The organism is Streptomyces sp. 142MFCol3.1 (assembly GCF_000424945.1).
Taxonomy (GTDB): Bacteria; Actinomycetota; Actinomycetes; order Streptomycetales; family Streptomycetaceae; genus Streptomyces; species Streptomyces siamensis.
Window position 1 is genome coordinate 1 of sequence record NZ_AUKV01000038.1, and the last position, 24,908, is coordinate 24,908.

Sequence of the window (24,908 nt, forward strand, 5' to 3'; positions counted from 1 at the left end):
AATAGGCCGAGGGCTTGTCCTCAGTTGCTCGCGTCCACTGTGTTGGTTCTGAAACCACGAACAACCCCGTAGTCGGGCCACGGCTATGGTGCGGTTGACAGTTTCATAGTGTTTCGGTGGTCATAGCGTGAGGGAAACGCCCGGTTACATTCCGAACCCGGAAGCTAAGCCTTACAGCGCCGATGGTACTGCAGGGGGGACCCTGTGGGAGAGTAGGACGCCGCCGAACAAATATTGAAGAAGACCCCTGTACCGGGATACCGGTACAGGGGTCTTCTGCGTTTACGGTGACTTTGCGCCTTGGCTTCTCGGATTGCAGTGGGCCCCTCGCATCGAGGGGCCCTTTTTTGTTGTGGGTCAGAGTCGGCCGGCTGCCTTGAGGGCCAGATAGGCGTCGGCAAGAGCCGGGGCGAGGTCTCCCGGGGGAGCATCCACGACGGTGACACCGTGGCGTCGCAGCTGTTCCGCGGTGCGATGGCGCTCCGCCTGGGCTTGAGCCGCGGACGCAGCCGCGTACACCGCCTCGGGATTTCCCCTCGACGCCGCCATTCGGGCCACGTACGGATCTGCCACGGAGGCCACCAGGACCGTATGCCGCTGGATGAGGCGTGAGAGCACGGGGAGGAGACCCTCCTCGATGGGGGCCGCGTCGAGGCTTGTCAGCAGGACGATGAGGGAACGGCGAGGAGCCGTACGCAGTGCTGTGGCGGTAAGGCCGCGTGCGTCGGTCTCGACGAGTTCCGGTTCCAGGGCCGACATCGCGTTGACCAGGGATGACAGGAGTTCACCGGACGCGCGGCCCTGGACGAGCGTACGTACCCGGCGGTCGTATGCGAGGAGGTCCACGCGGTCGCCGGCGCGGGACGCCAGGGCCGCGAGCAGGAGGGCCGCGTCCATGGAGGCGTCCAGGCGAGGTGCGTCGCCGACCCGGCCTGCGGAGGTGCGGCCGGTGTCGAGGAGCAGAAGGATGTGTCGGTCGCGTTCGGGACGCCAGGTGCGGACAGCGACCGTGGAATGGCGGGCCGTGGCGCGCCAGTCGATGGAACGGGTGTCGTCGCCAGGGACGTATTCGCGAAGGCTGTCGAACTCCGTGCCCTCGCCACGGGTCAGCACGCTGGTGCGGCCGTCGAGTTCGCGGAGCCGGGCCAGTTTGGACGGCAGGTGCTTGCGGCTGGTGAAGGGAGGCAGGACGCGCACGGTCCACGGGACCCGATGGCTGCCCTGTCGCGCGTAGAGACCGAGAGGGCCGTACGAGCGGATCGTGACGCGGTCGGCCTGGCGGTCACCACGGCGGGTGGGGCGCAGACGGGTCGTCACACGGCGGCGCTCGCCGGGCGGGACGGTGAGGCGGTGACGCGAGGCGGCCGTCTCGGTGCCCGGCTCCCAGCTGCTCGGCGGCCACGCGTCACGGAGGCGGGCGCGCAAGGGGCGACCGGACGGGTTGGTGACGGTGAGCGTGACGTCCGCCGTCTCGCCGAGGCGTACGGAGGTGTCGCCCGAGCGGATCAGGCCGAGACGCCGCACGGGTGCCGCCAGTGCGGCGTCGCAGGCACAGGCCAGGGCCAGCGGGGCGTTCACGGCGAGGATGCCCAGCCAGCTCGGCTCCAGGATGCCGACGGGCAGTGAACCGATGGCCGCCAGGAGGGCGGTGCGTGCGGTGAGTGCCATCAGCGAGGGACGGGGACGTGGGCGAGGATCGCGTTGATGACGGAGTCGGCCGTGACGCCCTCCATCTCCGCTTCGGGGCGCAGTTGGATGCGGTGGCGGAGCGTGGGCAGGGCCAGGGCCTTCACGTCGTCCGGGATGACGTAGTCGCGGCCGGTCAGCCAGGCCCAGGCGCGGGCAGTGGCCAGGAGGGCGGTCGCGCCACGGGGGGACACACCGAGGGTGAGGGACGGCGATTCGCGGGTGGCGCGGCAGATGTCCACCACGTAGCTGGTGATCTCGGGGGAGACGGCGGTCTTGGCGACGGCGGTCCGCGCGGCTTCCAGGTCCGCGGGGCCCGCCACGGGGCGTACGCCGGCGGCGCGCAGGTCCCGCGGGTTGAAGCCCTCGGCATGTCGGGTGAGGACGTCGATCTCGTCCTGGCGCGACGGGAGAGGGATCGTCAGTTTGAGGAGGAAGCGGTCCAGTTGGGCTTCCGGGAGCGGGTAGGTGCCCTCGTACTCGACGGGGTTCTGGGTCGCCGCGACGAGGAACGGGTCGGGGAGCGGGCGCGGGGTGCCGTCGACCGTGACCTGGCGTTCCTCCATCGCTTCGAGGAGGGAGGACTGTGTCTTGGGTGGAGTGCGGTTGATCTCGTCGGCCAGGAGGAGATTGGTGAAGACCGGACCGGGCTGGAAGGAGAACTCGGCGGTGCGGGCGTCGTAGACCAGGGAGCCGGTGATGTCGCCGGGCATCAGGTCCGGGGTGAACTGGACCCGCTTGGTGTCGAGGTCGAGTGCGGATGCCAGGGCGCGGACGAGCAACGTTTTGGCGACCCCGGGGACTCCTTCAAGTAGAACGTGTCCGCGGCAGAGGAGGGCGACGACGAGGCCGGTCACGGCGGGGTCCTGGCCGACCACGGCTTTGGCGATCTCGGCCCGCAGGGCTTCCAGGGAGGTGCGGGCGGTGCCCGGATTCCCGGCGTACCCGGCGTTGTCAGTGGTCGGGTCCATCATGAACGGCGTACCTCTCTTTCGAGGGCGTCGAGTTGGTCGGCGAGGGAGACGAGGGCCGCGTCGTCGCGGGGCGGCGGCCCGAAGAGAAGGGGGTGCAGAGCCCGGCCGTCACCCTGGAGGTGGGCGGACAGGGCGGGGAGCAGGGCTTCGGGAGCGTGCGCCTGAGCGGGGGGCACGCCCACGAGGGGGGCGAGACGGGTGCGCGTGGTGGAGCGCAGGGCCGCCGCGGCACGGTCGCGGGCGTCGGCCTTGCGGTAGAGGCGGGCGCGGCCTTCGACGGTTTCGGAGGCGCGGATCGCGACGGGGAGTCGTTCGGGCACGAGGGGGCCCAGTCGGCGTGCCCGCCAGAGGGCGGTCAAGGCTGCCGCGATGAAGAGTTGCAGCGTGCCCCACAGCCAGCCGGAGGGGAGCAGTTCGAAGAAGCCCTGGTCGCCGGTGTCGGTGGCCGAGTCGTCGGAGAGCGAAGGGAGGTACCAGACCAAGTGCGTGCGGGAACCGAGCAGTTGGAGGGCGAGCGAGGCGTTGCCCTGCTCGTCGAGGCGATCGTTGTAGAAGATGTCGGGGGCGCCGAGGACGACGATGTCGCCGCTCCCGGAGGCCGCCGGGATGCGCAGCAGCGTGGGCAGGCCGTCGCTGGGGTAGCACCTGTCGGCGTCGGGGGCGGCTGTGGTGTAGCGGACGCCGCCCGTGTCGGCGCTGCCCGCCCGCCTGGCCGCAGGCAGGGCGCAGTCGGGGGAAAGGGCCGAGTCGAAGCTGACCGCGGGGTCGGCGCGGACCTGGGGGGCCAGGGTGCCGACGGAGGGCGATCCCGGGGCGACGAGGACGGTGCGGCCGCCGGAGTTCGCTGTCGCCGCGTGCAGGAGCCTCTGCTGACGTTCGGTCAGCAGGTCGGGGGCGGCGATCAGGAGCGTGGTGTCGGTATCGGCCGCTGCTCGGGCCTCGTCCAGGGTGGTGACCACGCGCGTGGAGACACCCCGGTCGGCGAGGAGTTCGGCGACGGCGCGACTGCCGTAGGGATCGGCGGAGCGCGGATCGAGGCGGCCGTGCTGGGCGTCCGAGCGGACCACGGCGATCGCGATCGCGGCGGCCACCAGGAGCACGACGGCGAGCAGGACGCCTCGGCCGCGTGTCCACACCTGGCGGGCGGTGGGCGACACCGAGGTGGACGGCAGGGTGGCCTCCGTCATGAGGCGCCTCCCTGGCGGTCGTTGGGGGTCGGGCTCGGCGCGCTGCTCGTGAGGACGGGCTTGGTGCGTTCCAGCTCGCCGTCGAGTTCGGTGAGCCGGTGGTACACGCGCGTGTCGGCGGCCCTGCCGCCGTATGTGACGTCGTCGAAGTCCCGGGCCGCGGTGCGCAGCCGGTCCGTGTGGGCGGGCAGGGCGCGGCTCGCTTCGGCGGCTGCCTCGTCCGCCGTGCGGCCGGGGCGCGGTTCGAGGAGGGCGCGTTCCTCCAGGGAGCGGACGATGGCGCGCATCCGTTCCTGGACGGCCTGGTTCCAGTGGCCCTGGGCGGCGTGCGCCTCGGCGGCTGCCCGGTGCTCGGCGGCGCTCCTGGGACGGTCGTCGAAGAGCGCGGCGGACGAGGTGGGGGTGCGGCCGGGGGTGCCCAGGCGCCACCACAGGGCAGCCACGACCGCGACCACCGCCAGCAGGATGACGACCACTCCGAGTGCTCCGCCGGGTGTCGCGGAGGAGGCGGCACTGAACAGTTCGTCGACCCACTTCCAGAAGGCGTTCAGGGCGCGCTGGACCAGGCTGGGGTCGTTCTCGTGGTACATCCGCTTGGACAGCTCGCGTCTGGCCGCCTCCCGCGCGGGATCGCGAGGCGTCGTCACCGGTGGTTCGTCGCCGCGCGGCAGCGCGAGGACGCCGGCGGCGCCGGTGTGCGGCAGTGCGAGCACCGCAGTGAGAACTCCCCCCGCCGGGCTCACCGCATCAGCTCCCCGAGGTGGTGCCGGTCGAGTCGGAGCCGTGGTTCTCGACGCCGGCGGCGCGGGCCAGGTCGAGGTCGAGGGCCTCGCGGCGGATGCGCTGGTCGATGTAGAGGAGGACGGTGACGCCCGCGGTGATCGGGAAGGTCAGCATGGACCCGATCACCGAGCCGATGCCGCTGACGATGAGGAACGTCCAGCCGAGGTCGCCGCCGCTGCTGTCGAGGAAGCTGCTCACGCCGTCGCCGCTGAGCGCAGCGGCGAGGATCGCGAAGGGGATCACGACGATCGACGCCACGATGTTCGCGATGATCGTGGCCAGCAGCTGGATGCCGAAGACCCGCCACCAGGAGCCGCGCACGAGCTTCGAGGAGCGGCGCATCGACTTCACGATGCTCTGCTTCTCCAGCATCAGGGCGGGAGAGGCGAGCGAGAAGCGGATCATCAGCCAGAGGGCGACGACCCCCATGCCGAGTCCGCCGAGGACGGCGAGCGCGGCGCCCGCGTCACCCGCGCCGGCCAGGGCGGCGAGCAGACCGGGCAGCGTGCCGACGCCGACGACGACGAGGGCGATGAGCGGCAGCAGGAAGGTGAGGCCGAACAGCTTCGGCAGCTGAGGGCGGGCGTCGTGCCACGCCTCGGCCGTCGTCACCGACTTGCCGAGCACCGCGCGGCTGGTCACGGAAGTGAGCAGCGCCGTGGCGACGATGGTGCCGAGCAGCGTGATGAGCAGGACGACGCCGGAGCTCAGCAGGGTGTCGCCAAGGGCACGGCTCAGCTCGCCGACCGTGGCGCTCGGGTCGTTGAGGACGTCCGTGTCGGTGGTGTCGTCCAGGACGAAGCCCTGGAGCAGGATGACCGCGATCTCGGTGACGACGGCGACGGCGAGCGAGATGCCGAGGACGGTGCGCCAGTAGGTGCGCATCGTGGAGACCGCGCCGTCGAGGATCTCGCCGACGCCGAGGGGGCGCAGCGGGATCACGCCGGGCTTGGCGGCGGGGGGCGGACCGCCCCAGTTGCCTCGCCAGCCGGCGGGACCGCCGGGGCCGCCGGCCCCGCGGCCGGGGCCTCCCCAGCCGCCGTACCCGCCGCCCTGGCCTCCGGTTCCGGCGGTGGGCCGTCCGCCCCAGCCCTGTGCGGGGGACGGTGGCGGAGGTGGGGCCTGGCCTGTGCCCTGCGGGCTGGGAGCGGACCACTGGCCGGGCGGGGGCTGCTCCTTGGACCACTTCGAGGGCTGCTCCGGCTGGTCCGTGCCGCTTTGGTCCGAGGGCTTGTCCGTGGGCTGCGTGGTGCCGGAGGAATCCGGCTCCTGCCCGTCGGAGGGGGCAGATCCGGGCGAGGCCCAGCCCGGAGTGTCGTTCATCGTCGCTCCTTCACGGTGCCCGTCCGCGGTCGCGGCGGCAGCTTGGCAGCCATCGTGCCACGGTGGGCTCGGCAAGTGACCGGCCGCCGTATGGGCTGCACACCTTCAATTGTCCGCCCGGTACGGGGCAGACTGGGCGGATGGCTGATCAGTACGCGCAATCCCGCGAGGACAGCGGGTCGACGGAGATACCCGCGATCCGCTGGGACGAGCCCCCCGAAGGCCCCGTACTGGTGCTTCTCGACCAGACGAGACTGCCGGCCGAAGAAGTCGAGCGGGTGTGCACCGATGCACCCGCCCTGGTGGAGGCGATCCGCACGCTCGCCGTGCGCGGGGCGCCGCTGCTCGGCATCGCCGGGGCGTACGGCGTCGCGCTCGCCGCCGCGCGCGGCTTCGACGTGGACGAGGCCGCCGCGGCGCTGGCCGGGGCGCGGCCCACGGCGGTGAACCTCGCCGTCGGTGTGCGCCGGGCCCAGACCGCGTACCGGGCCGCGCTCGTCGGCGGCGGTGATCAGGAGCAGGCCGCGGCGGCGGCGCTCGCCGCGGCGCGGGCGCTGCATCGGGAGGACGCCGAGGCCAGCGCGCGGATGGCCGGCCACGGGCTGGCGCTGCTCGACGAGCTGCTGCCGGGCGGCGGGCACCGGATCCTGACGCACTGCAACACCGGGGCGCTGGTGTCGGGTGGGGAGGGGACGGCGTTCGCGGTGGCGCTCGCGGCGCACCGGACGGGGAAGCTGCGACGGCTGTGGGTGGACGAAACGCGTCCGTTGCTGCAAGGTGCTCGCCTGACGGCGTACGAGGCGGCGCGCAACGAGATGGCGTACACCTTGCTCACGGACAACGCGGCGGGGTCGCTGTTCTCGGCGGGCGAGGTGGACGCGGTACTGATCGGTGCCGACCGGATCGCGGCCGACGGTTCGGTGGCGAACAAGGTGGGGAGCTATCCGCTCGCGGTACTGGCGCGGTATCACCACGTGCCGTTCATCGTGGTGGCGCCGCTGACGACGGTGGATCCGGACACCCCGGACGGAGCATCCATCGAGGTCGAGCAGCGCGCCGGTCATGAAGTGACTGAGGTCACAGCACCGCTGGTACCGGTGGCGGGAGTGGAAGCGGGAGGGGGGACGCCGGTGGCACCCTTGGGGACCCAGGCGTACAACCCGGCGTTCGACGTGACGCCGCCCGAGTTGGTGACGGCGATCGTCACCGAAGAGGGCGTCGTGTCGCCCGTGACGGCTGAGGCGCTTGCTGAGCTGTGTGACAGGTCAAGCCAGGTGACGATTTAGGCGATGGGATGTCGCGCTGATCGACGGAAGCGGCCCCTCCACCTGCGGCGATTCGCAGGGAGAGAGGCCGTGACATCCAAGTGCTACATCATCCGGCAGTTGGAGTCCGACCGACCAGCCTCCGACTGCCGGTTGCGAGCCGGTTGCTGCAACAGCCTGTCGAAGCGGCGTCACTGCGCCCGCTGGCCGGTCGGATAACCGCTTCCGGTCATCCTTTGCCGGGACAGGACCTGACCGCCCGTCACCGGACGGCAGCAGCTCTGGGATCGACCTCGCAGTGATCGATCATGTCCACGCGTCCCGAGCCGGCAACGGCCACCCGGTAGGTTGTTTTGTCCTTCGCGGGCACCGACACCTGATCGCCGGTGTCGATGACGGTGTAGCCGTGCTGGTCCTTGAAGGTGACTTTCACGTCGAAGATGGCGTCGCGTCCGTTCGGATTCTTGATCTCGACGGTCGCGTACGGGTCCTCCATGCTTGCGCAGTGCACGAGCACGGCGGTGCCGTCCTTCAGGGGCCGGGCCTTACCGCTGGAGGGGGACGCCGTTGGGGTGGACTGCGGACTGCCGCCGCCGTCACCGGTACTCGTCCCGGAGTCGTACGAGTCACTGCTGGGCGAGCCGCTGGACGAACTGCCGTGCGAGCCGCCGCCGCCCGACGTCGAACTGTCGTGGTCCTGGCTGGGGCTGCTGCAACCGCCCCCGTCACTGCTGTCCTGGCTGCTGTTTCCTTGGCCACGGCCCGACGAGAACCCGGTCAGGGCCAGTACGGCCATCGCCGCCACCGCTGTGAATCTGAGCCTGCGCCCCCGTATGCACATGCCCGCACCCTACTCACGGGCGCCGCACCGGTCTCGGCAGGCCGAGCAGCCCTGTCCCACGGGGTACGGGCGTGCCAGTCGCTAGTTCCGCGTCGAGCGCGTATACACGTAGCGGTCCTTGCCGCCCGCGCACATGACGCCGACGCCGTCCTTGACCACGGGGCCGCCGATGATCTCGTCCCTGGCTGCCGGCTTCCAGTGCAGTCGGCCGTCGACGGCCTTCGACGTGTCAGCAGTGCCGCGGGCGTGGAAGACGTCGTCGAGGCCGGTCCTCGTTTTTCCCTGACGACGACGCCTGGCACGCTCTCCCAGGGGGTACCCCATCGCCGCGTAGTTGGGATCGCCCACGCACGTCCGGTACACGGGCGCCAGCTCCGGGGGGACTGAGGCCCCCCTTTTCCCGACCGCCCACCATGAAGCGGAGCGCAGGATCGATCAGATCAAGAAAGTCACTCCCGCGACAAGCGCGGGCTGTCGCCCGCTAGTCGGTGACCGACGGTCGCCGAACGGGCCCGACATTCATCACCGACATCAACACCGGCGGACGAGGGCAGACAGTGACGACCCCATACGACTATCGTCACAGGCCAGTGACCTCCCTCACCAGCGCCCCGGTCACCGTTACGAGAATGGGATGATGTCGTTTATGAAGGGACGAGTCCTTGTCGTCGATGACGACACCGCACTGGCCGAGATGCTCGGCATTGTGTTGCGTGGCGAAGGTTTTGAGCCGTCTTTCGTAGCCGACGGCGACAAGGCGCTGGCCGCTTTCCGTGAGACCAAACCCGATCTGGTGCTTCTGGACCTGATGCTGCCCGGCCGGGACGGCATCGAGGTGTGCCGCCTGATCAGGGCGGAGTCCGGGGTGCCGATCGTGATGCTCACGGCGAAGAGCGACACCGTCGATGTGGTGGTCGGCCTCGAGTCGGGTGCCGACGACTACATCGTGAAGCCGTTCAAGCCGAAGGAGCTGGTGGCGCGGATCCGGGCGCGGCTGCGCCGTTCGGAGGAGCCGGCGCCCGAGCAGCTGGCCATCGGTGACCTCGTCATCGACGTCGCCGGTCACTCTGTGAAGAGGGACGGTCAGTCGATCGCGCTGACGCCGCTGGAGTTCGATCTCCTGGTGGCGCTGGCCCGCAAGCCGTGGCAGGTGTTCACCCGTGAGGTCCTGCTGGAGCAGGTGTGGGGCTACCGCCACGCGGCGGACACCCGCCTGGTCAACGTGCACGTGCAGCGGCTGCGCTCCAAGGTCGAGAAGGACCCGGAGCGGCCGGAGATCGTGGTGACCGTCCGTGGTGTCGGTTACAAGGCCGGACCGAGCTGACATGTCCCGGGACAGTGCCGCTTCGGCGCCCGGCGAGTCGGGGGTCCGTTCGGGGCGGCCTGTCGGCCGGGAGGTGACGGGCTCCCGCTGGGGACGGTTCATGGAGGGCGGGCTGCTGCAGGGCGGAGTCCAGGGCAGCCCGGTCCTTCGGTTGTTCATGCGCTGGGTGCGTCGTCCGCTGCTGCCCGTGATGCGGCTGTGGCGGCGCAACATCCAACTCAAGATCGTCGTCACGACGCTGCTGATGTCCCTCGGTGTCGTGCTGCTGCTCGGCTTCGTCGTCATCGGGCAGGTCCGCAACGGCCTGCTGGACGCCAAGGTGAAGGCGTCGCAGAGCCAGGCCACGGGTGGTTTCTCGGTGGCCAAGCAGAAGGCGGACTCCGCGGTCACGGCCAGTGGTGATGACGGTTCGAGTGCGGACGGCCGTCCGTCGAAGAACGTCGGCCAGTGGATGAGCGACCTCGTGGTGTCCCTGTCCAGTGGTGGCCAGGGCGCCTTCGACGTGGTGACGCTCAGCTCCAGCGCGGCCGGCGGCGGCGCGGGACTGGGCCCGCGCTACTCGGGCGACGTCGATCCGACCGTGAGCGTGCCGGAGCCCCTGCGCGAGCGGCTGGACAGGAACACGCTCGCGGCCCAGACCTATACGCGTGTCGTCTACAAGGACGGCAGGCCGTCGCAGCCGGCGCTGGTCATCGGCAAGCAGGTCAACGACCCGAACGGAGACCCGTACCAGCTCTACTACCTCTTCCCGCTGACGCAGGAGGAGAAGTCGCTGAGTCTGGTCAAGGGGACGCTGGCGACGGCCGGTCTGTTCGTCGTGGTGCTCCTCGGGGCGATCGCCTGGCTCGTGGTGCGCCAGGTCGTCACGCCGGTGCGGATGGCCGCCGGGATCGCCGAGCGGCTGTCCGCGGGGCGCCTGCAGGAGCGTATGAAGGTCACCGGCGAGGACGACATCGCACGCCTCGGCGAGGCCTTCAACAAGATGGCCCAGAACCTGCACCTGAAGATCCAGCAGCTGGAGGACCTGTCGCGGATGCAGCGGCGGTTCGTGTCCGATGTGTCGCACGAGCTGCGTACGCCGCTGACCACCGTGCGGATGGCGGCCGACGTCATCCACGAGGCGCGGGTGGACTTCGACCCGGTGACGGCGAGGTCCGCGGAGCTGCTGGCCGACCAGCTGGACCGGTTCGAGTCGCTGCTCGCGGACCTGCTGGAGATCAGCCGGTTCGACGCGGGCGCGGCGGCCCTGGAGGCCGAGCCGATAGACCTCAGGGAGGTCGTCCGCCGCGTGGTCAGCGGTGCCGAGCCGCTCGCCGAGCGCAAGGGCACGCACATACGCGTCGTCGGCGACCAGCAGCCGGTGGTCGCCGAGGCGGACGCCCGGCGTGTGGAGCGGGTGCTGCGCAATCTCGTCGTCAACGCCGTGGAGCACGGTGACGGCAAGGACGTGATCGTCAAGCTCGCCTCGGCGGGCGGGGCGGTCGCGATCGCCGTCCGTGACTACGGCGTCGGGCTCAAGCCCGGCGAGGCGACCCGGGTCTTCAGCCGCTTCTGGCGGGCCGACCCGGCACGCGCGCGTACCACCGGCGGAACGGGCCTCGGACTGTCCATCGCCCTGGAGGACGCGCGGTTGCACGGCGGCTGGCTCCAGGCGTGGGGCGAGCCGGGCGGTGGTTCGCAGTTCAGGCTGACGCTGCCGCGGACCGCGGACGAACCGCTCAGGGGGTCGCCGATACCGCTGGAGCCCAAGGACTCGCGGCGCAACCGGGGACTCAACGACGCGGGTCTGCCGCTCGGCGGCAGCGGCAAGCTGGCCACGGTGCCGGTGCAGCAGCAGGCGGGCGGAAGCACATCGTCCGCGGCACCGTCGCGGGGCCCGATAGTGCCGCGCATGGCCGGGGCATCGCCCACGGCCGACCCGACGGCGCTGCCGGGCAGCGGCTCACGGGTGGTACCGCGGCCGTCCGGATCGGTGCGGCGCCAGGACGACGCGCCGACGGACGGCGAGCGGACCGGGCAGGAGCGGGGGCGGGACGGCGCGGAGCCGGAGGAACTCGGGCATGGGGAGGCATTTCGTGGGCGTTGACCGCGAGGGGAGCGGTGGTAGTCGACGTCCGGTTCGGGTGGGGGCGTACGCCTGCTGTGGTGCCCTGCTGCTGACCGGGTGCGCGTCGATGCCGGACAGCGGGGACCTGCGCGGCGTCGAGTCCACGCCGAGGCAGGACTCGCAGGTCCGCGTCTACGCGATGCCGCCCAGGGACGACGCCCAGCCCGCGGAGATCGTGCAGGGCTTCCTCGAAGCGCTGACGAGCGACGACGCGAAGTACGAGACGGCGCGCAAGTACCTGACGGAGAGCGCCGGCAAGGTGTGGGACCCGTACCGGTCCACGACCGTACTCACGGACGCGCCGAACCCCGAGTCGGGCAACGCCGGAAACCGTGACGGCGCCGACGGCAACTCCCTGTACCGGCTCAGCGGCAGCAAGGTCGCCACGGTGGACGGGCAGCACGCGTACTCGCCCGATTCCGGCGCCTACAGCAAGACGGTGCACCTCACGCGGCTGAAGGGCACCAAGCAGTGGCGCATCGACGGGCTGCCGCAGGGCGTGGTGATGGGCAAATCCGACTTCCAGCGCAACTACGTGTCGATCAACAAGTACTACTACACGTCGAACTCGAACTCCGGGGCCGGCAGCCCGCTGGGGACGGTCGCCGATCCGGTATACGTGCGCGAGCAGGTGGACCCGATGACCCAGATGGTCCGGGCGCTCCTGAAGGGCCCCACGCGCTGGCTGGACCCGGTCGTCAGGTCGAGCTTCCCCTCGGGCACGGAGCTGAAGAAGGGCGTCAAGTCGCTGTCGCCCGACGACCGCAACAGGGTCACCGTGCCGCTGAACCACAAGGCGGATCACGTCGGACGGTCCCAGTGCACCAGGATGGCCGCCCAACTCCTTTTCACCTTCCAGGACCTGACGCCCACCGGTGTGGACGAGGTGGAGCTGCAGAAGCCGGACGGATCGCAGCTGTGCGTGCTCACGGAGGACGATGCCGGGAGCGTCGCCTCGCACGGCACGGGGCACCGTCCCGAGTACCAGTACTTCATCGACGACAAGCAGCGGCTCGTGCGGATGCCCAACGGCGACAAGAAGCCCGAGCCGGTGCCGGGTGCGCTCGGCGAGGGCGAGAAGAAGCTGCGGGCGGCGGCGGTGTCGCGGGACGAGAGCAGCGCGGCCGGGGTATCGACCGACGGGAGTTCCCTGTACGTGGGGTCGCTCGTGTCGGGCGGTTCGCTCGGTGAGGCGGTGCTGCACAGCGCGGGCCGCACGGAGGACGACCGGCTGACGACGCCCAGCTGGGACGGGCGAGGCGACCTGTGGGTGGCCGACCGCGACCCGAAGAAGCCCCGGCTGCTTCTGCTGCGCAAGGGCGAGGGCGAACCGCTGACGGTCGAGACACCGAGCCTCGACGGTCGCGTCGAGGCGGTGCGCGTGGCCGCCGACGGGGTGCGGATCGCGTTGATCGTCGAGAAGGACGGGAAGAGCTCGCTGCAGATCGGACGCATCGTCCGGGACACCAGCGGTGACCAGCCCACCGTGTCGATCCTCGAACCCCGCTCCGTGGCGCCTCAGCTGGAGGAGGTCACGGCGATGTCGTGGGCCGGGGACAGCCGGCTCGTGGTCATCGGACGCGAGCAGGACGGCGTCCAGCAGATGCGGTACGTCCAGGTCGACGGCTCCGCCCCGGTCGGCACGGCGCCCTCGACGCTGACGGGCGTCAAGGAGATCGCCGCGTCCGAGGACGAGCGGCTGCCGCTGGTGGCGCACTCGGAGGAGGACGGCATCGTGCGGCTCTCGTCCGGGGAGCAGTGGCAGAAGGTCGTCAAGGACGGGACGGCGCCGGTCTATCCCGGATAGGGGTCCCTCTCGCCGGACGGCGCGCCAGGCCGGCGGGCGTCCGTCCGGCCGCGTACACAGTTGTGCCGGCCCTCCGCCCGGCGGCGTGCGCTGTACGCGTACGCCAGACGTGCACCGGCCGCCAGGCCACGCCTGTAACGCCGTACGCCAGCAGGCCCCGTGTCGTACGGGTCCTCGTCCGGCGTGCACCGAGCCCCGGGCGGCCGCTCCCGACGCCTGCCCGCGTTGTCCACAGGGAGTTGTCCACAGGGGTGGCCGGTAGGTCCCCGTATTGGCACAGTGGTGGTCATGCGGGGGTGGTGGCAGGACCTCACCGACCTGGTGCTGCCGGCCGAGTGCGGAGGCTGCGGACGGCCTCGCACGGTGCTCTGCCCGGAGTGCCGTGCCGCCCTGACCGGGGCCGCACCACGCCGGGTGCGACCGGTGCCGGAGCCGTGCGGGCTGCCCGTGGTGCACGCGGCGGCTCCCTACGAGGACGAGGTGCGGGCAGCGCTGCTCGCGCACAAGGAAAGGGGAGCTCTGGCGCTCGCGGCCCCTCTCGGAGCGGCCCTGGCGGGGGCCGTACGGGTAGGCCCGGGCTGCGCGCGACGTGCTGGTCCGGGCGCACGCCACACGGCTCCGCAGGGGCGGCTCAGGAGCGGGAAGGGGCAAACGTGCGACGCGGGAGCCGGGCCGCTGCTCCTCGTCCCCGTGCCGTCGTCCCGGCGGGCCGTGCGGGCCCGGGGACACGATCCGGTGCGCCGGATCGCGCTCGCGGCGGCGGGCGAACTGCGGCGCACGGGGACACCGGCCAGGGTGGCGGCCGTGCTGCGGCAGCGACGTGCCGTGGCCGACCAGTCGGGGCTCGATTCCCGCCAGCGGCTGGACAATCTCGCGGGCGCCCTGGAGGTGGCTGCCAAGGGCGCGCGACTGCTGGTGGACGGCGGACCGGTGGTGCTGGTGGACGACCTGATGACGACGGGCGCCTCGTTGGCGGAGGCGGCACGAGCCGTCCGGGTGGCTCGATCGGCCGTACGGCAAGTGGGTGAAGAGGAGGACGGGGCGGATCTGACGGAAGTGATTCGGCGAATGGCGGGTAGGGGCGAAGTCGTGGACGGGAGGCCCGACACGACCTGCGCGGCCGTGATCGCGGCGTCACCGGACGCCTTCGAAATAAACCGGAACTGACAGAGAACTTGCATCGTTGCAGGTAATGAGAGGGTCAATTCACCTGAACGGAGGTATGCCGCAGTAGAGGGTGACGCCATCCGTCCGGGCGAGATATGTTCGGTTGTGAGGCAATGGCGCAGGCCGGACCTCGCTAATCCGAATGCCGTGCTGCGGGTTTCCGGCAATCACCCGCATCGGTGGGGTGGAGATCTTGCCCGTGGGGGAGGAGGAGGTGAAAGTCACCGAGTCCGAGGTTCCGGGAGACACCGGAGCCGGGTGCAAAAGGGAGATGCTCCGCCAGTGGAGCGGAGCTATCCGGGAACGGAGTTCTGCGTGGACATCGTCGTCAAGGGCCGCAAGACCGAGGTGCCCGAGCGGTTCCGCAAGCACGTGGCCGAGAAGCTGAAGCTGGAGAAGATCCAGAAGCTCGACGGCAAGGTGATCAGCCTCGACGTCGAGGTGTCCAAGGAGCCCAACCCCCGACAGGCCGACCGTTGCGACCGAGTGGAGATCACCCTCCGCTCCCGCGGTCCGGTGATCCGGGCGGAGGCAGCGGCGAGCGACCCGTATGCAGCACTCGATCTGGCGGCGGACAAACTCGAGGCACGGCTGCGCAAGCAGCACGACAAGCGCTACACCCGCCGTGGCAACGGCAGGATCTCGGCAGCGGAGGTCGCCGACCACGTTCCCGGCGCCGCGACGCTGAACGGGAACGGAAGCGTCGTTCGCGAGGAGGAACCGGAAGGTGTGCCGACCAAGAAGATCGGCTCGCTCGAGGTCATGGGCGAAGGCCCTCTCGTCGTCCGCGAGAAGACCCACGTGGCTGCCCCGATGACGCTCGACCAGGCGCTCTACGAGATGGAGCTGGTCGGGCACGACTTCTACCTCTTCGTCGACTCCGAGACGAAGGAGCCCAGTGTCGTCTACCGACGGCACGCGTACGACTACGGCGTCATCCACCTCAGCACGGACCCCATGGTCACGCAGGCCGGAGCGGACGCGCCGGGCGGTGCGCTCGGCGGCTGACCCTCCCGGTGACAGCTGAGCCGGTGCCCCTGGAGCGCGTGTGCGCCCCCAGGGGCACCGGTGTGCGACCACTTGGAGCACCGCTCTGTCACCGCACTGTCGTCCGGGCATGGAATCATGGCCGCACCGGCCCAACCGGTGGGCCGTTGCCTTGGGTTGGCGATGGCACAGGAACACAGGCCACGGCCTTCAGGGGGAGGAACGATGGCGGACAGCTTCGGACCGATGCGTGACGACGGCGCCGACGACGGCGTGGTCGGCATGGGCCCGGACACGGGCTCTTCGCGCAAGGAGCCCATCCGGGTCCTCGTCGTGGACGACCACGCCCTCTTCCGCCGCGGTCTGGAGATCGTGCTCGCGGCCGAGGAGGACATCCAGGTCGTCGGTGAGGCGGGCGACGGGGCGGAGGCGGTCGACAAGGCGGCCGACCTGCTGCCCGACATCGTGCTCATGGACGTGCGGATGCCGAAGCGCGGCGGCATCGAGGCGTGCACCTCCATCAAGGAGGTCGCCCCCAGCGCGAAAATCATCATGCTGACGATCAGTGACGAAGAGGCCGACCTCTACGACGCCATCAAGGCGGGCGCCACGGGCTATCTCCTCAAGGAGATCTCCACGGACGAAGTGGCCACGGCCATTCGTGCGGTGGCCGACGGCCAGTCGCAGATCAGTCCCTCGATGGCGTCGAAACTCCTCACCGAGTTCAAGTCGATGATCCAGCGCACCGACGAGCGCCGCCTGGTGCCTGCACCACGGCTCACCGACCGTGAGCTGGAGGTGCTCAAGCTCGTCGCCACGGGAATGAACAACCGGGACATCGCCAAGGAGTTGTTCATCTCCGAGAACACGGTCAAGAACCACGTGCGCAACATCCTGGAGAAGCTCCAGCTGCACTCCCGGATGGAGGCCGTGGTGTACGCGATGCGGGAGAAGATCCTCGAAATCCGCTGACAGAGGGCGTGACCGCGTGAGGGCGTGACCGCCCGGGCGCCCGGCCGGCCCCCGTCCCGGCGGAGCCGCCGGTGTCCGCCAGGGCCCGCCGTGATCACACGGGGCGGCCCCCTGTCATCCCAGGGCGCGTGCAAGCTCCCGGGCGAGCGGCTCGCGAAGCTCCGGAGTGTCGACCCGCTCCACCCGTACGTCCGTGCAGTCGACCCAGCCGGCCGCCTCCACCAGGGCCTGGGCCACCGCGGGGACGGCCTTGGGGCCGTCGAGGCCGACCTGCCTGGCGACCAGGGTGCGGCCCTCCCGGGCGGGGTCCACACGGCCGACCAGACGGCCGCCGGCGAGAACCGGCATCGCGAAATAGCCGTACACCCGCTTCGGCTTGGGCGTGTACGCCTCCAGGCGGTGGGTGAAGCCGAAGATCCGCTCGGTGCGCGTCCGCTCCCAGATGAGCGAGTCGAACGGCGACAGGAGTGTGGTGCGGTGGCGCCCGCGCGGGGCCGTCTCCAAGGCCGCCGGGTCCGCCCAGGCGTCCGCCGCCGTCCGTCCGGCCTGGCTCGCGCCGCTCCTGCCCTGCACCGGCTTGCCCCAGCCCTCCACCTTCACCGGAACCAGGCCCGAGTCCGCGATCACCGCGTCGACCTGCTCGCCCTTGAGGCGGTGATAGTCGGCGATGTCCGCGCGCGTGCCGACGCCGAGTGCCTGGCCCGCGAGACGGACGAGACGGCGCAGGCACTCCGCGTCGTCCAGTTCGTCGTGCAGCAGCTCGGCCGGGACGGCGCGCTCCGCGAGGTCGTACACCCGCTTCCAGCCACGCCGCTCCGTGCACACCACCTCGCCGTACATCAGCGCGCGCTCGACGGCGACCTTGGTGCCCGACCAGTCCCACCACTCGCTGGTCTTCTTGGCGCCGCCCAGATCCGTGGCGGTGAGCGGGCCTTCCGCCCGGAGCTGCTTGATCACCTGGTCGTACGTGCCGTCCGGCAGGGAGTGGTTCCAGTGCGGGCGGGAGCGGTAGGCGCGGCGACGGAACGCGAAGTGGGGCCACTCCTCGACGGGGAGGATGCAGGCGGCGTGCGACCAGTACTCGAAGGCGTGCGTGCCCGTCCAGTAGGCCGAGTCGACCGTCTTGCGGCCCACGGCGCCGAGACGGGCGTACGGCACGAGCTCGTGGGAGCGGGCGAGCACGGAGATGGTGTCGAGCTGGACCGCACCCAGGTGTCGCAGGACTCCGCGGACGCCGGACCTGCGGTCCGGCGCTCCCAGGAAGCCTTGGGCCCGCAGGGCGATGCGGCGGGCTTCGTCGGCGGAGAGTTCTGCGATGGGACGCGGGAGGCTCGTCATGCCCACACGGTAGGCGGTGCCACTGACAGTGGGCCCCGAGCCGGCTCACCTCGGGCCGAGGAGGCCGAGGTGCGCCGGGCCGCGCCGGCCCTCAGACCCCCGACGCGCGGTCGGCGGCGGGCAGGTACGGGGCCGTCGAGGGCAGGCCCAGGTCCGAGGGGAGCAACGAGCCGACCCAGCAGTCGCGCCGTACGCCCTTGTTGTTGATGGCCGAGCGGAGGGTGCCCTCGATGACGAAGCCGGCGCGCTCGGCGACGGCGCGGGAGCCGGCGTTGCCGACCTCGGCGCGCCATTCGACGCGGTCGACGGACAGATCCGTGAAGGCCCAGCGGGAGGCGGCGACGGTGGCCTCGGTGATGTAGCCGCGGCCGCGGTGCTCCTTCGTCGCCCAGAAGCCGACCTCGCCGACGCCGAGGGAACGCATCGTGATGCCGAGCATGCCCACCAGTTCGCCGGAGGGGAGGAAGACACCGAACGTGAACATGGAGCCCTCCGCCCAGCCGTCCGGCACCATCTGGTCGGTGAAACCCGCCGCGTGCTCGCGCAGATACGGCGACGGGATGGTGGTCCAGCGCTGGATGTCCGGATCCTGGGCGGCCTCGTACACGGCGTCGGTGTCGTGCGGGCCCACGACGCGCAGCACGAGACGGTCGGTGGTCAGGGTGACGGGGTCCATCGGGCGATTCTGCTCGGGGAGGCCGGAGGGGCGCCATCCCTTTGCCGTGAGTGACCGGTCGGTTACTTTTCGACGAGCGAACGCGGCACCTTCGGCAACCCCCGTCCGTTGTCCTAGTGGCTGTCGCGGGCAGACCTCCCGGCGCGGTGTGGTCCTCGCTTACGATGGCCGTTGCTCAAGCTGTGATTTGTAAGTGTCAGTGAAACCGACCGTCCCAGGCCCGACCGGCAAGGAGACAAACCCCCGTGTCCGTCCTCTCGAAGATCATGCGTGCAGGCGAAGGCAAGATCCTGCGCAAGCTGCACCGCATCGCGGACCAGGTCAACTCCATCGAAGAGGACTTCGTCGACCTCTCCGACGCCGAGCTGCGGGCCCTCACCGATGAGTACAAGCAGCGGTACGCCGACGGCGAAAGCCTCGACGACCTGCTGCCCGAGGCGTTCGCGACCGTCCGCGAGGCGGCCAAGCGTGTCCTGGGCCAGCGTCACTACGACGTGCAGCTGATGGGCGGCGCCGCGCTCCATCTCGGCTACGTCGCCGAGATGAAGACCGGTGAGGGCAAGACGCTCGTCGGCACCCTGCCCACGTATCTGAACGCCCTCTCCGGAGAAGGCGTCCACCTGATCACGGTCAACGACTACCTGGCCGAGCGCGACTCCGAGATGATGGGCCGCGTCCACAAGTTCCTGGGCCTGACGGTCGGTTGCATCCTCGCCAACATGACGCCGGCCCAGCGCCGGGAGCAGTACGCGTGCGACATCACCTACGGCACGAACAACGAGTTCGGCTTCGACTACCTGCGCGACAACATGGCGTGGTCGCAGGACGAACTGGTGCAGCGCGGACACAACTTCGCGGTGGTCGACGAGGTCGACTCCATCCTCGTCGACGAGGCCCGTACGCCGCTGATCATCTCCGGCCCGGCCGACCAGGCCACCAAGTGGTACGGCGACTTCGCCAAGCTGGTCGTCCGCCTCAAGAAGGGCGAGGCCGGCAACCCTCTCAAGGGCATCGAGGAGACCGGCGACTACGAGGTCGACGAGAAGAAGCGCACCGTCGCCATCCACGAGTCCGGTGTCTCCAAGGTCGAGGACTGGCTGGGCATCGACAACCTCTACGAGTCGGTGAACACGCCGCTCGTCGGTTACCTGAACAACGCCATCAAGGCCAAGGAACTCTTCAAGAAGGACAAGGACTACGTCGTCATCGACGGCGAAGTCATGATCGTCGACGAGCACACCGGCCGTATCCTCGCCGGCCGCCGCTACAACGAGGGCATGCACCAGGCGATCGAGGCGAAGGAAGGGGTGGACATCAAGGACGAGAACCAGACGCTCGCCACGATCACCCTGCAGAACTTCTTCCGCCTCTACGACAAGCTCTCCGGCATGACCGGCACGGCCATGACCGAGGCCGCCGAGTTCCACCAGATCTACAAGCTCGGCGTCGTCCCGATCCCGACCAACAAGCCGATGGTCCGCAAGGACCAGTCCGACCTGATCTACCGCACCGAGGTCGCCAAGTTCGACGCGGTGGTCGACGACATCGCCGAGAAGCACGAGAAGGGCCAGCCGATCCTCGTCGGCACGACGTCCGTCGAGAAGTCCGAGTACCTCTCGCAGCAGCTCAGCAAGCGCGGCATCCAGCACGAAGTGCTGAACGCCAAGCAGCACGACCGGGAGGCGACGATCGTCGCCCAGGCCGGCCGCAAGGGCGCCGTGACCGTGGCCACGAACATGGCCGGCCGTGGTACCGACATCAAGCTCGGCGGCAACCCCGATGACCTCGCCGAGGCGGAGCTGCGCCAGCGCGGCCTCGACCCGGAGGAGCACATCGAGGAGTGGGCCGCCGCGCTTCCGGACGCCCTGGAGCGGGCCGAGAAGGCGGTGCGGGCCGAGTTCCAGGAGGTCAAGGACCTCGGCGGGCTCTACGTCCTCGGCACCGAGCGGCACGAGTCGCGCCGTATCGACAACCAGCTGCGCGGTCGTAGCGGCCGTCAGGGCGACCCGGGCGAGTCCCGCTTCTACCTGTCGCTCGGCGACGACCTGATGCGGCTCTTCAAGGCGCAGATGGTCGAGCGCGTCATGTCGATGGCCAACGTCCCCGACGACGTGCCCATCGAGAACAAGATGGTCACGCGCGCGATCGCGTCGGCCCAGTCGCAGGTCGAGCAGCAGAACTTCGAGACCCGTAAGAACGTCCTGAAGTACGACGAGGTCCTCAACCGCCAGCGCGAGGTCATCTACGGCGAGCGCCGCCGCGTCCTGGAGGGCGAGGACCTGCACGAGCAGATCCAGCACTTCATGGACGACACGATCGACGCCTACATCGCGGCCGAGACCGCCGAGGGCTTCGCCGAGGAGTGGGACCTGGACCGGCTGTGGGGCGCCTTCAAGCAGCTCTACCCGGTGAAGGTGACCATCGAGGAGCTGGAGGAGGCGGCCGGTGACCGCGCCGGTCTGACCGCCGAGTTCATCTCCGAGTCCATCAAGGACGACATCCACGAGCAGTACGAGTCGCGCGAGGGTCAGCTCGGCTCCGAGATCATGCGTGAGCTGGAGCGCCGGGTCGTGCTGTCGGTCCTGGACCGCAAGTGGCGTGAGCACCTCTACGAGATGGACTACCTCCAGGAGGGCATCGGCCTGCGGGCCATGGCGCAGAAGGACCCGCTGGTCGAGTACCAGCGCGAGGGCTTCGACATGTTCAGCGCCATGATGGACGGCATCAAGGAGGAGTCCGTCGGCTACCTGTTCAACCTGGAGGTCCAGGTCGAGCAGCAGGTCGAGGAGGTCCCGGTCGAGGACACCGCGCCGTCCCTCGACAAGGAGGACGTCGTCCCCGCCGGTGCGCGTCCGGAGATCCGCGCCAAGGGCCTCGACGTCCCGCAGCGACGGGACCGGCTGCACTTCTCCGCGCCGACCGTGGACGGCGAGGGAGGCATCGTCGAGGGCGACTTCACCCACGACGACGAGCCCGTGCGCTCCGAGGCCGACGGCCTCACGCGCGCGGAGCGCCGCAAGCAGCAGAAGGGCGGGCGTCGCCGCAGGAAGTGACGTTCGCCGCGCGCCGCCGGTGCGTGGAAGGGCCGGGCACCTCGGGGGTGCCCGGCCCTTCGCGTTGCCCGGGGCCGCCGGTTCTCGCGTTGCGCCGGGGCATCGGCCTTTCGCGGCGTCCTGGGCGTCGCCCCGTCGCGTTGCCCGAGGCGCCGCCGTGCCAGGAGGGCCGTGGCGGTGCCCGGGTGTGCGGCGGGCTCAGTCGTGGGGCATGCGAGGGCCGCCCAGTTCGACCGCCGTGCAGCGCCAGCGGAGGTCGGGGCCCTGTTCCAGGCGGAAGGCCATGGCGCGCAGCTGGTCACCGGCGCCGATCCGGGCGAACGCCTCGATGGCGCCGCGACGTGGCACGTAATAGCCGATGTCGCGGACGACGGGCTGGGTGCCGCGGGTGCGCAGGGGGCCCCGTTCGGCGAGCCAGGCCAGCTCGTCGTACGCGCGGCCCACGGTGTGGCGCAGCATGCAGTGCACGGGACGCCGGCCACTCAGGACGGCCACGAGGCGCTCCGCGAAGAGGTCGGTGGGCCGGGGCTGCGGGGCGGTGCGTCCAGGGCCGTGGACGGGCGTGCCGAGGGCCGCGTCGCCACCCGGTGCGGTCACCGCGGCGCCCTCGGCCGTCGTCGTCGCCGTACGGCCGCGAGCGGGAGTCGTACGCGGCGGTGTGCCCGCCGGGGCGGAACGGGCGTACGTGCCCGGAGCCGGCGTGCGAGGGGGCGCGCCCGGCGCCGACGTGCGAGGGGGCGTGCCTGGAGCCGAGGTGCGAGGGGGCGCGCCCGGCGCTGTCGGACGGCGGCTTCCCGTGCCCGGCGGGGCCGGGAGGGCGCCGCCCGTGCCGGGCGGGGCCGGTGGCGGGCTGCCGCCCGGTGTCCTGCGGGGCGCACCCGGCGCCCGGGGCGGTGTGCCGCCCGGCCCGCGGGTGTCCTGGCGGCCCGGCGGGCGGGAACCCGGATGGGGCTTCGTCCTGGTCATCACCTTGTTCATACGTCGTCCCCGGTCGCTGGGGCCCGGCCGATACCGGGCGGTAACTTGCGTGCTGGGGATCTTGTACGGGTCCGGGGAAGGCCTTCGCAATGAAGCGGTGCGCGTGTCGCGGCGGCCCGGGAGGTTCACCTATCAGGGGCGTCGGGTGCACGTCGGCCCTGTCGTCACGGGGGAGTGCCGGGTGAATCCCAGGCTCGGGGTGGACGTCGTGGAGGGTGCCTCCGGGGACTCGAAAGGGGACGCCCGCACGTATCCTGAAGGCCCTTCCGGGAGGCGTTCACGTCCCTCCAGGGAGGACCGCCCTCCTCGCAGTCCGACGACGAAAGTGGCAGCCATGCGCGTCTACGTCCCCCTGACCCTCTCCGGTCTCGCCGAGGCGTACAAGACGGGGGAGCTGGCCGCGGGACCGTTCGTCGCGTACGCCGTGACGCCCGCGCTGCGCGAGTGGTACCTCTCCGAGGACATCGAGGAGCTGGAGTACGCGGCGCTGAGCCGTGCCGCGCTGGCCTCGCTGCGGCTGCTCGCCGTCGACCCGGGTGCCGTGCGGCGGCGGGTCGTCGTCGCGGTGGACGTGCCGGACCGTGCCGCCGTCGCCGACCCCGACCGGGGGCTCGATCCCGCGGCGCTCGGTGAGGTGCGGGTCTCCCAGGCCGTGACGCTGGCCAGGGCGGCGGCCGTGCACGTCGACGCGGACGACGCGGAGGCGGACGTCGCCGCAGCGGCCCAGGCGCTCGGCGCGGCGGACATGGGGGACGACGACGCCCAGTTCGTCGTGGACGGGGCCGAGGACCACGAGCTGCTGTGGTTCGCCACGCAGGAGATCCCCAACCTGGTGGGGCACGGCGACTGACGCCCGCCGCGGTACGGCCCTGGCGTAAGTCGGGGGCGCGATGTCGGTGGCGGCAGGTACGTTCTTCGTATGGGGATGCACGGAGCTGCGCACATCGTCTGGGACTGGAACGGCACGCTGTTCCACGACAATGAGGCGATCATCGGCGCGACGAACGCGGCCTTCGCCGAGCTGGGGCTGGAGCCGATCACGCTGGAGCGGTACCGAGCGCTGTACTGCGTACCGGTGCCGAAGTTCTACGAACGGCTGATGGGCCGGCTGCCCACGGACGTCGAGTGGCAGATCATGGACGAGACATTCCACCGGTACTACGCGGAGCACCGGGTCGCGTGCGGGCTCACCGAGGGCGCGACCGAGCTGCTCGCGGGGTGGCGGTCGGCGGGGCACAGCCAGTCCATCCTCAGCATGTACGTGCATGACGAACTGGTCCCGCTGGTCCGGGGGTTCGGGATCGAGTCGCACTTCATACGGGTCGACGGGCGGACCGGACCGTCCGGTGGCAGCAAGGCCGAGCACATGGTGCGGCACGTGGGTGCGCTCTCGGGTGTGGAGCCGTCCCGTGTCGTGGTGATCGGCGACGCGGCCGACGACGCGCTCGCCGCCCGGAGCGTGGGGGCGGGAGCCGTGCTCTACACCGGCGGCTCGCACGGCCGCGCCAGCCTGGAGGAGGCCGGCGTGCCCGTGGTGGACAGCCTGGCCGAGGCCGTCGAGGAAGCGCAGCGGCTGGCGGCCTGACCGCCGCCGGGAGCGGGCCTCGCCGGAGTCCGCAGGGGCTGCCCAGGACCCCTGCCGGATCGGTGAAGACCCCGCGCAAGCCCGCCCGTCGGTCTCCGTTCAGCTCGCCGGCGCCTTCGCGCGCAGCACCTTCAGGAACTCCCGCATCCAGCTGGAGTGGTCCGGCCAGGCGCGGGAGGAGACCAGGGTGCCGTCGACCACGGCCTCCGCGTCCTGGAAGGTCGCCCCGGCGGCCTGCATGTCGAGCTCCAACGCGGGATACGCCGTGACCCGCCGCCCGCGCAGGCCGTCCACGGCAGCTGTCAGCAGGGGCCCGTGGCAGATCTGTGCCACCGGCTTGTCGGTGTCGAAGAAGGCCTTGAGGATCTTGCGGAGTTCCGGGTCGTTGCGGAGGTACTCCGGTGCCCTCCCGCCGGGGATGACGAGAGCGGCGTACCGGCTGGGCTCGACCTCGGCGAAGGCGAGGTCGGCGGGCCAGGTGTAGCCGGGCTTCTCCGTGTACGTGTCGAAGCCCGGTTCGAAGTCGTGGACCACGAACCGGAGCTGCTTGCGGGCGGGGGCGGCGATGTCGACCTCGTAGCCCTCCTCGCGCAGGCGCTGGTAGGGGTACAGGACCTCCAGCGACTCCGCCGCATCGCCCGTGACGATCAGGATCTTCGTAGTCATGTCGGCCGCTCCCCTCGCCGTGTCCGAGTCGTGCGTCAGCCATGTCCCACGTCCATTGTGCTGCCGTCCCGGGCGGCCGTCCTGACGGCGTGGAGCCGAAGGGGAGCCGCGCCAAGAGGGCACGGGCGCGTTTCCGGCCGCATGCGGGGGGTGCGTTTCCGGCCACGCGGAGGCGTCCCGGAGCCCGGC

Annotated in this window: 21 protein-coding genes and 1 rRNA gene; 11 read left to right on the forward strand and 11 right to left on the reverse strand. The window is 70.9% G+C overall.

The features are described from left to right. Positions 1–112: 112 nt before the first annotated feature. Positions 113–229, forward strand: a 5S ribosomal RNA gene (rrf, locus tag H305_RS0137525). Between the two features lie 128 nt (positions 230–357). Here the strand turns inward: rrf and H305_RS0137530 are convergent. From H305_RS0137530 to H305_RS0137550, 5 genes are read right to left on the reverse strand one after another with little or no spacing between them, the layout of a single operon-like run. Further along, positions 358–1,668 carry a DUF58 domain-containing protein gene (locus tag H305_RS0137530; RefSeq protein WP_028804974.1) on the reverse strand — a complete coding sequence of 437 codons (1,311 nt, stop codon included), beginning with the start codon at positions 1,666–1,668 and terminating at the stop codon, positions 358–360. Next, entirely contained in the window at positions 1,668–2,657 is a 990-nt protein-coding gene (locus H305_RS0137535) for an AAA family ATPase (protein WP_107440186.1), read from the reverse strand. Before H305_RS0137535 ends, H305_RS0137530 begins: the two co-directional genes overlap by 1 nt. Next, entirely contained in the window at positions 2,657–3,847 is a 1,191-nt protein-coding gene (locus tag H305_RS0137540; protein WP_037766632.1) for a DUF4350 domain-containing protein, read from the reverse strand. The genes H305_RS0137535 and H305_RS0137540 overlap by 1 nt, the downstream gene beginning before the upstream one ends. Then, positions 3,844–4,590 (reverse strand): DUF4129 domain-containing protein, encoded by a 747-nt coding sequence (locus tag H305_RS0137545; RefSeq protein WP_028804977.1) that lies wholly within the window; start codon positions 4,588–4,590, stop codon positions 3,844–3,846. The genes H305_RS0137540 and H305_RS0137545 overlap by 4 nt, the downstream gene beginning before the upstream one ends. Positions 4,591–4,594: 4 nt before the next feature. Next, positions 4,595–5,953: a glycerophosphoryl diester phosphodiesterase membrane domain-containing protein gene (locus H305_RS0137550; protein ID WP_028804978.1), complete on the reverse strand. Its 1,359-nt coding sequence runs from the start codon at positions 5,951–5,953 to the stop codon at positions 4,595–4,597. Between the two features lie 140 nt (positions 5,954–6,093). Here H305_RS0137550 and mtnA point away from each other — a divergent pair, with 140 nt between their 5' ends. Beyond that, positions 6,094–7,239, forward strand: coding sequence for an S-methyl-5-thioribose-1-phosphate isomerase (gene mtnA / locus H305_RS0137555; protein WP_028804979.1), 1,146 nt, complete (start codon positions 6,094–6,096; stop codon positions 7,237–7,239). A 241-nt stretch (positions 7,240–7,480) separates the two neighbouring features. On the opposite strand, the gene H305_RS0137560 is transcribed toward mtnA, so the two are convergent. Both H305_RS0137560 and H305_RS56510 read right to left on the reverse strand, forming a co-directional pair. Continuing rightward, positions 7,481–8,059 (reverse strand): hypothetical protein, encoded by a 579-nt coding sequence (locus H305_RS0137560; protein ID WP_028804980.1) that lies wholly within the window; start codon positions 8,057–8,059, stop codon positions 7,481–7,483. An 81-nt stretch (positions 8,060–8,140) separates the two neighbouring features. Further along, positions 8,141–8,407 (reverse strand): hypothetical protein, encoded by a 267-nt coding sequence (locus H305_RS56510; RefSeq protein ID WP_158690650.1) that lies wholly within the window; start codon positions 8,405–8,407, stop codon positions 8,141–8,143. Between the two features lie 286 nt (positions 8,408–8,693). Between H305_RS56510 and mtrA the strand changes: the two genes are divergently transcribed. The 6 genes from mtrA to H305_RS0137595 all read left to right on the forward strand — a co-directional run bounded on the left by mtrA (position 8,694) and on the right by H305_RS0137595 (position 16,423). After that, positions 8,694–9,383, forward strand: a complete 690-nt coding sequence (mtrA, locus tag H305_RS0137570; RefSeq protein ID WP_015659998.1) for a two-component system response regulator MtrA — start codon at positions 8,694–8,696, stop codon at positions 9,381–9,383. Position 9,384: 1 nt separating this feature from the next. Then, on the forward strand, positions 9,385–11,469 hold the full coding sequence (gene mtrB, locus H305_RS0137575; RefSeq protein WP_028804983.1) for an MtrAB system histidine kinase MtrB: 2,085 nt from the start codon (positions 9,385–9,387) through the stop codon (positions 11,467–11,469). Next, positions 11,444–13,297 carry an LpqB family beta-propeller domain-containing protein gene (locus H305_RS0137580; RefSeq protein ID WP_107440187.1) on the forward strand — a complete coding sequence of 618 codons (1,854 nt, stop codon included), beginning with the start codon at positions 11,444–11,446 and terminating at the stop codon, positions 13,295–13,297. Before mtrB ends, H305_RS0137580 begins: the two co-directional genes overlap by 26 nt. A 288-nt stretch (positions 13,298–13,585) precedes the next feature. After that, complete coding sequence (locus H305_RS0137585; protein WP_037766643.1) at positions 13,586–14,464, forward strand: ComF family protein; 879 nt, start codon at positions 13,586–13,588, stop codon at positions 14,462–14,464. 315 nt (positions 14,465–14,779) lie between these two features. After that, entirely contained in the window at positions 14,780–15,472 is a 693-nt protein-coding gene (hpf, locus tag H305_RS0137590; RefSeq protein WP_420708194.1) for a ribosome hibernation-promoting factor, HPF/YfiA family, read from the forward strand. Positions 15,473–15,676: 204 nt separating this feature from the next. Then, on the forward strand, positions 15,677–16,423 hold the full coding sequence (locus H305_RS0137595) for a response regulator (RefSeq protein ID WP_028804987.1): 747 nt from the start codon (positions 15,677–15,679) through the stop codon (positions 16,421–16,423). Positions 16,424–16,537: 114 nt separating this feature from the next. On the opposite strand, the gene H305_RS0137600 is transcribed toward H305_RS0137595, so the two are convergent. Both H305_RS0137600 and H305_RS0137605 read right to left on the reverse strand, forming a co-directional pair. Further along, on the reverse strand, positions 16,538–17,761 hold the full coding sequence (locus tag H305_RS0137600; protein WP_028804988.1) for a winged helix-turn-helix domain-containing protein: 1,224 nt from the start codon (positions 17,759–17,761) through the stop codon (positions 16,538–16,540). A gap of 91 nt (positions 17,762–17,852) precedes the next feature. Beyond that, positions 17,853–18,437: a GNAT family N-acetyltransferase gene (locus tag H305_RS0137605; RefSeq protein ID WP_028804989.1), complete on the reverse strand. Its 585-nt coding sequence runs from the start codon at positions 18,435–18,437 to the stop codon at positions 17,853–17,855. Positions 18,438–18,682: 245 nt separating this feature from the next. Between H305_RS0137605 and secA the strand changes: the two genes are divergently transcribed. Continuing rightward, on the forward strand, positions 18,683–21,490 hold the full coding sequence (gene secA / locus H305_RS0137610) for a preprotein translocase subunit SecA (RefSeq protein ID WP_028804990.1): 2,808 nt from the start codon (positions 18,683–18,685) through the stop codon (positions 21,488–21,490). A gap of 198 nt (positions 21,491–21,688) precedes the next feature. Here the strand turns inward: secA and H305_RS56515 are convergent, their stop codons facing one another. Next, positions 21,689–22,087: an Rv3235 family protein gene (locus H305_RS56515; protein WP_420708195.1), complete on the reverse strand. Its 399-nt coding sequence runs from the start codon at positions 22,085–22,087 to the stop codon at positions 21,689–21,691. Between the two features lie 715 nt (positions 22,088–22,802). Between H305_RS56515 and H305_RS0137620 the strand changes: the two genes are divergently transcribed. Together H305_RS0137620 and H305_RS0137625 are read left to right on the forward strand one after the other, a co-directional pair. Further along, positions 22,803–23,318: a DUF6912 family protein gene (locus H305_RS0137620; RefSeq protein WP_028804992.1), complete on the forward strand. Its 516-nt coding sequence runs from the start codon at positions 22,803–22,805 to the stop codon at positions 23,316–23,318. Between the two features lie 69 nt (positions 23,319–23,387). After that, positions 23,388–24,053, forward strand: coding sequence for an HAD family hydrolase (locus H305_RS0137625; protein WP_028804993.1), 666 nt, complete (start codon positions 23,388–23,390; stop codon positions 24,051–24,053). 99 nt (positions 24,054–24,152) lie between these two features. Here the strand turns inward: H305_RS0137625 and H305_RS0137630 are convergent, their stop codons facing one another. Continuing rightward, a complete protein-coding gene (locus tag H305_RS0137630) occupies positions 24,153–24,719 on the reverse strand; it encodes a DJ-1/PfpI family protein (protein WP_028804994.1) in 567 nt (188 codons plus the stop codon). Positions 24,720–24,908: the final 189 nt, after the last annotated feature.

Coding starts and splice junctions, on each gene's coding strand:
- H305_RS0137550 (WP_028804978.1), bottom strand. CDS start 5,953: ATGAACGACACTCCGGGCTGGGCCTCGCCCGGATCTGCCCCCTCCGAC.
- H305_RS0137560 (WP_028804980.1), bottom strand. CDS start 8,059: ATGTGCATACGGGGGCGCAGGCTCAGATTCACAGCGGTGGCGGCGATG.
- H305_RS0137535 (WP_107440186.1), bottom strand. CDS start 2,657: ATGGACCCGACCACTGACAACGCCGGGTACGCCGGGAATCCGGGCACC.
- H305_RS0137630 (WP_028804994.1), bottom strand. CDS start 24,719: ATGACTACGAAGATCCTGATCGTCACGGGCGATGCGGCGGAGTCGCTG.
- H305_RS0137580 (WP_107440187.1), top strand. CDS start 11,444: ATGGGGAGGCATTTCGTGGGCGTTGACCGCGAGGGGAGCGGTGGTAGT.
- mtrB (WP_028804983.1), top strand. CDS start 9,385: ATGTCCCGGGACAGTGCCGCTTCGGCGCCCGGCGAGTCGGGGGTCCGT.
- mtnA (WP_028804979.1), top strand. CDS start 6,094: ATGGCTGATCAGTACGCGCAATCCCGCGAGGACAGCGGGTCGACGGAG.
- H305_RS0137600 (WP_028804988.1), bottom strand. CDS start 17,761: ATGACGAGCCTCCCGCGTCCCATCGCAGAACTCTCCGCCGACGAAGCC.
- H305_RS0137605 (WP_028804989.1), bottom strand. CDS start 18,437: ATGGACCCCGTCACCCTGACCACCGACCGTCTCGTGCTGCGCGTCGTG.
- mtrA (WP_015659998.1), top strand. CDS start 8,694: ATGATGTCGTTTATGAAGGGACGAGTCCTTGTCGTCGATGACGACACC.
- H305_RS0137595 (WP_028804987.1), top strand. CDS start 15,677: ATGGCGGACAGCTTCGGACCGATGCGTGACGACGGCGCCGACGACGGC.
- H305_RS0137530 (WP_028804974.1), bottom strand. CDS start 1,668: ATGGCACTCACCGCACGCACCGCCCTCCTGGCGGCCATCGGTTCACTG.
- H305_RS0137540 (WP_037766632.1), bottom strand. CDS start 3,847: ATGACGGAGGCCACCCTGCCGTCCACCTCGGTGTCGCCCACCGCCCGC.
- H305_RS0137585 (WP_037766643.1), top strand. CDS start 13,586: ATGCGGGGGTGGTGGCAGGACCTCACCGACCTGGTGCTGCCGGCCGAG.
- H305_RS0137620 (WP_028804992.1), top strand. CDS start 22,803: ATGCGCGTCTACGTCCCCCTGACCCTCTCCGGTCTCGCCGAGGCGTAC.
- H305_RS0137625 (WP_028804993.1), top strand. CDS start 23,388: ATGGGGATGCACGGAGCTGCGCACATCGTCTGGGACTGGAACGGCACG.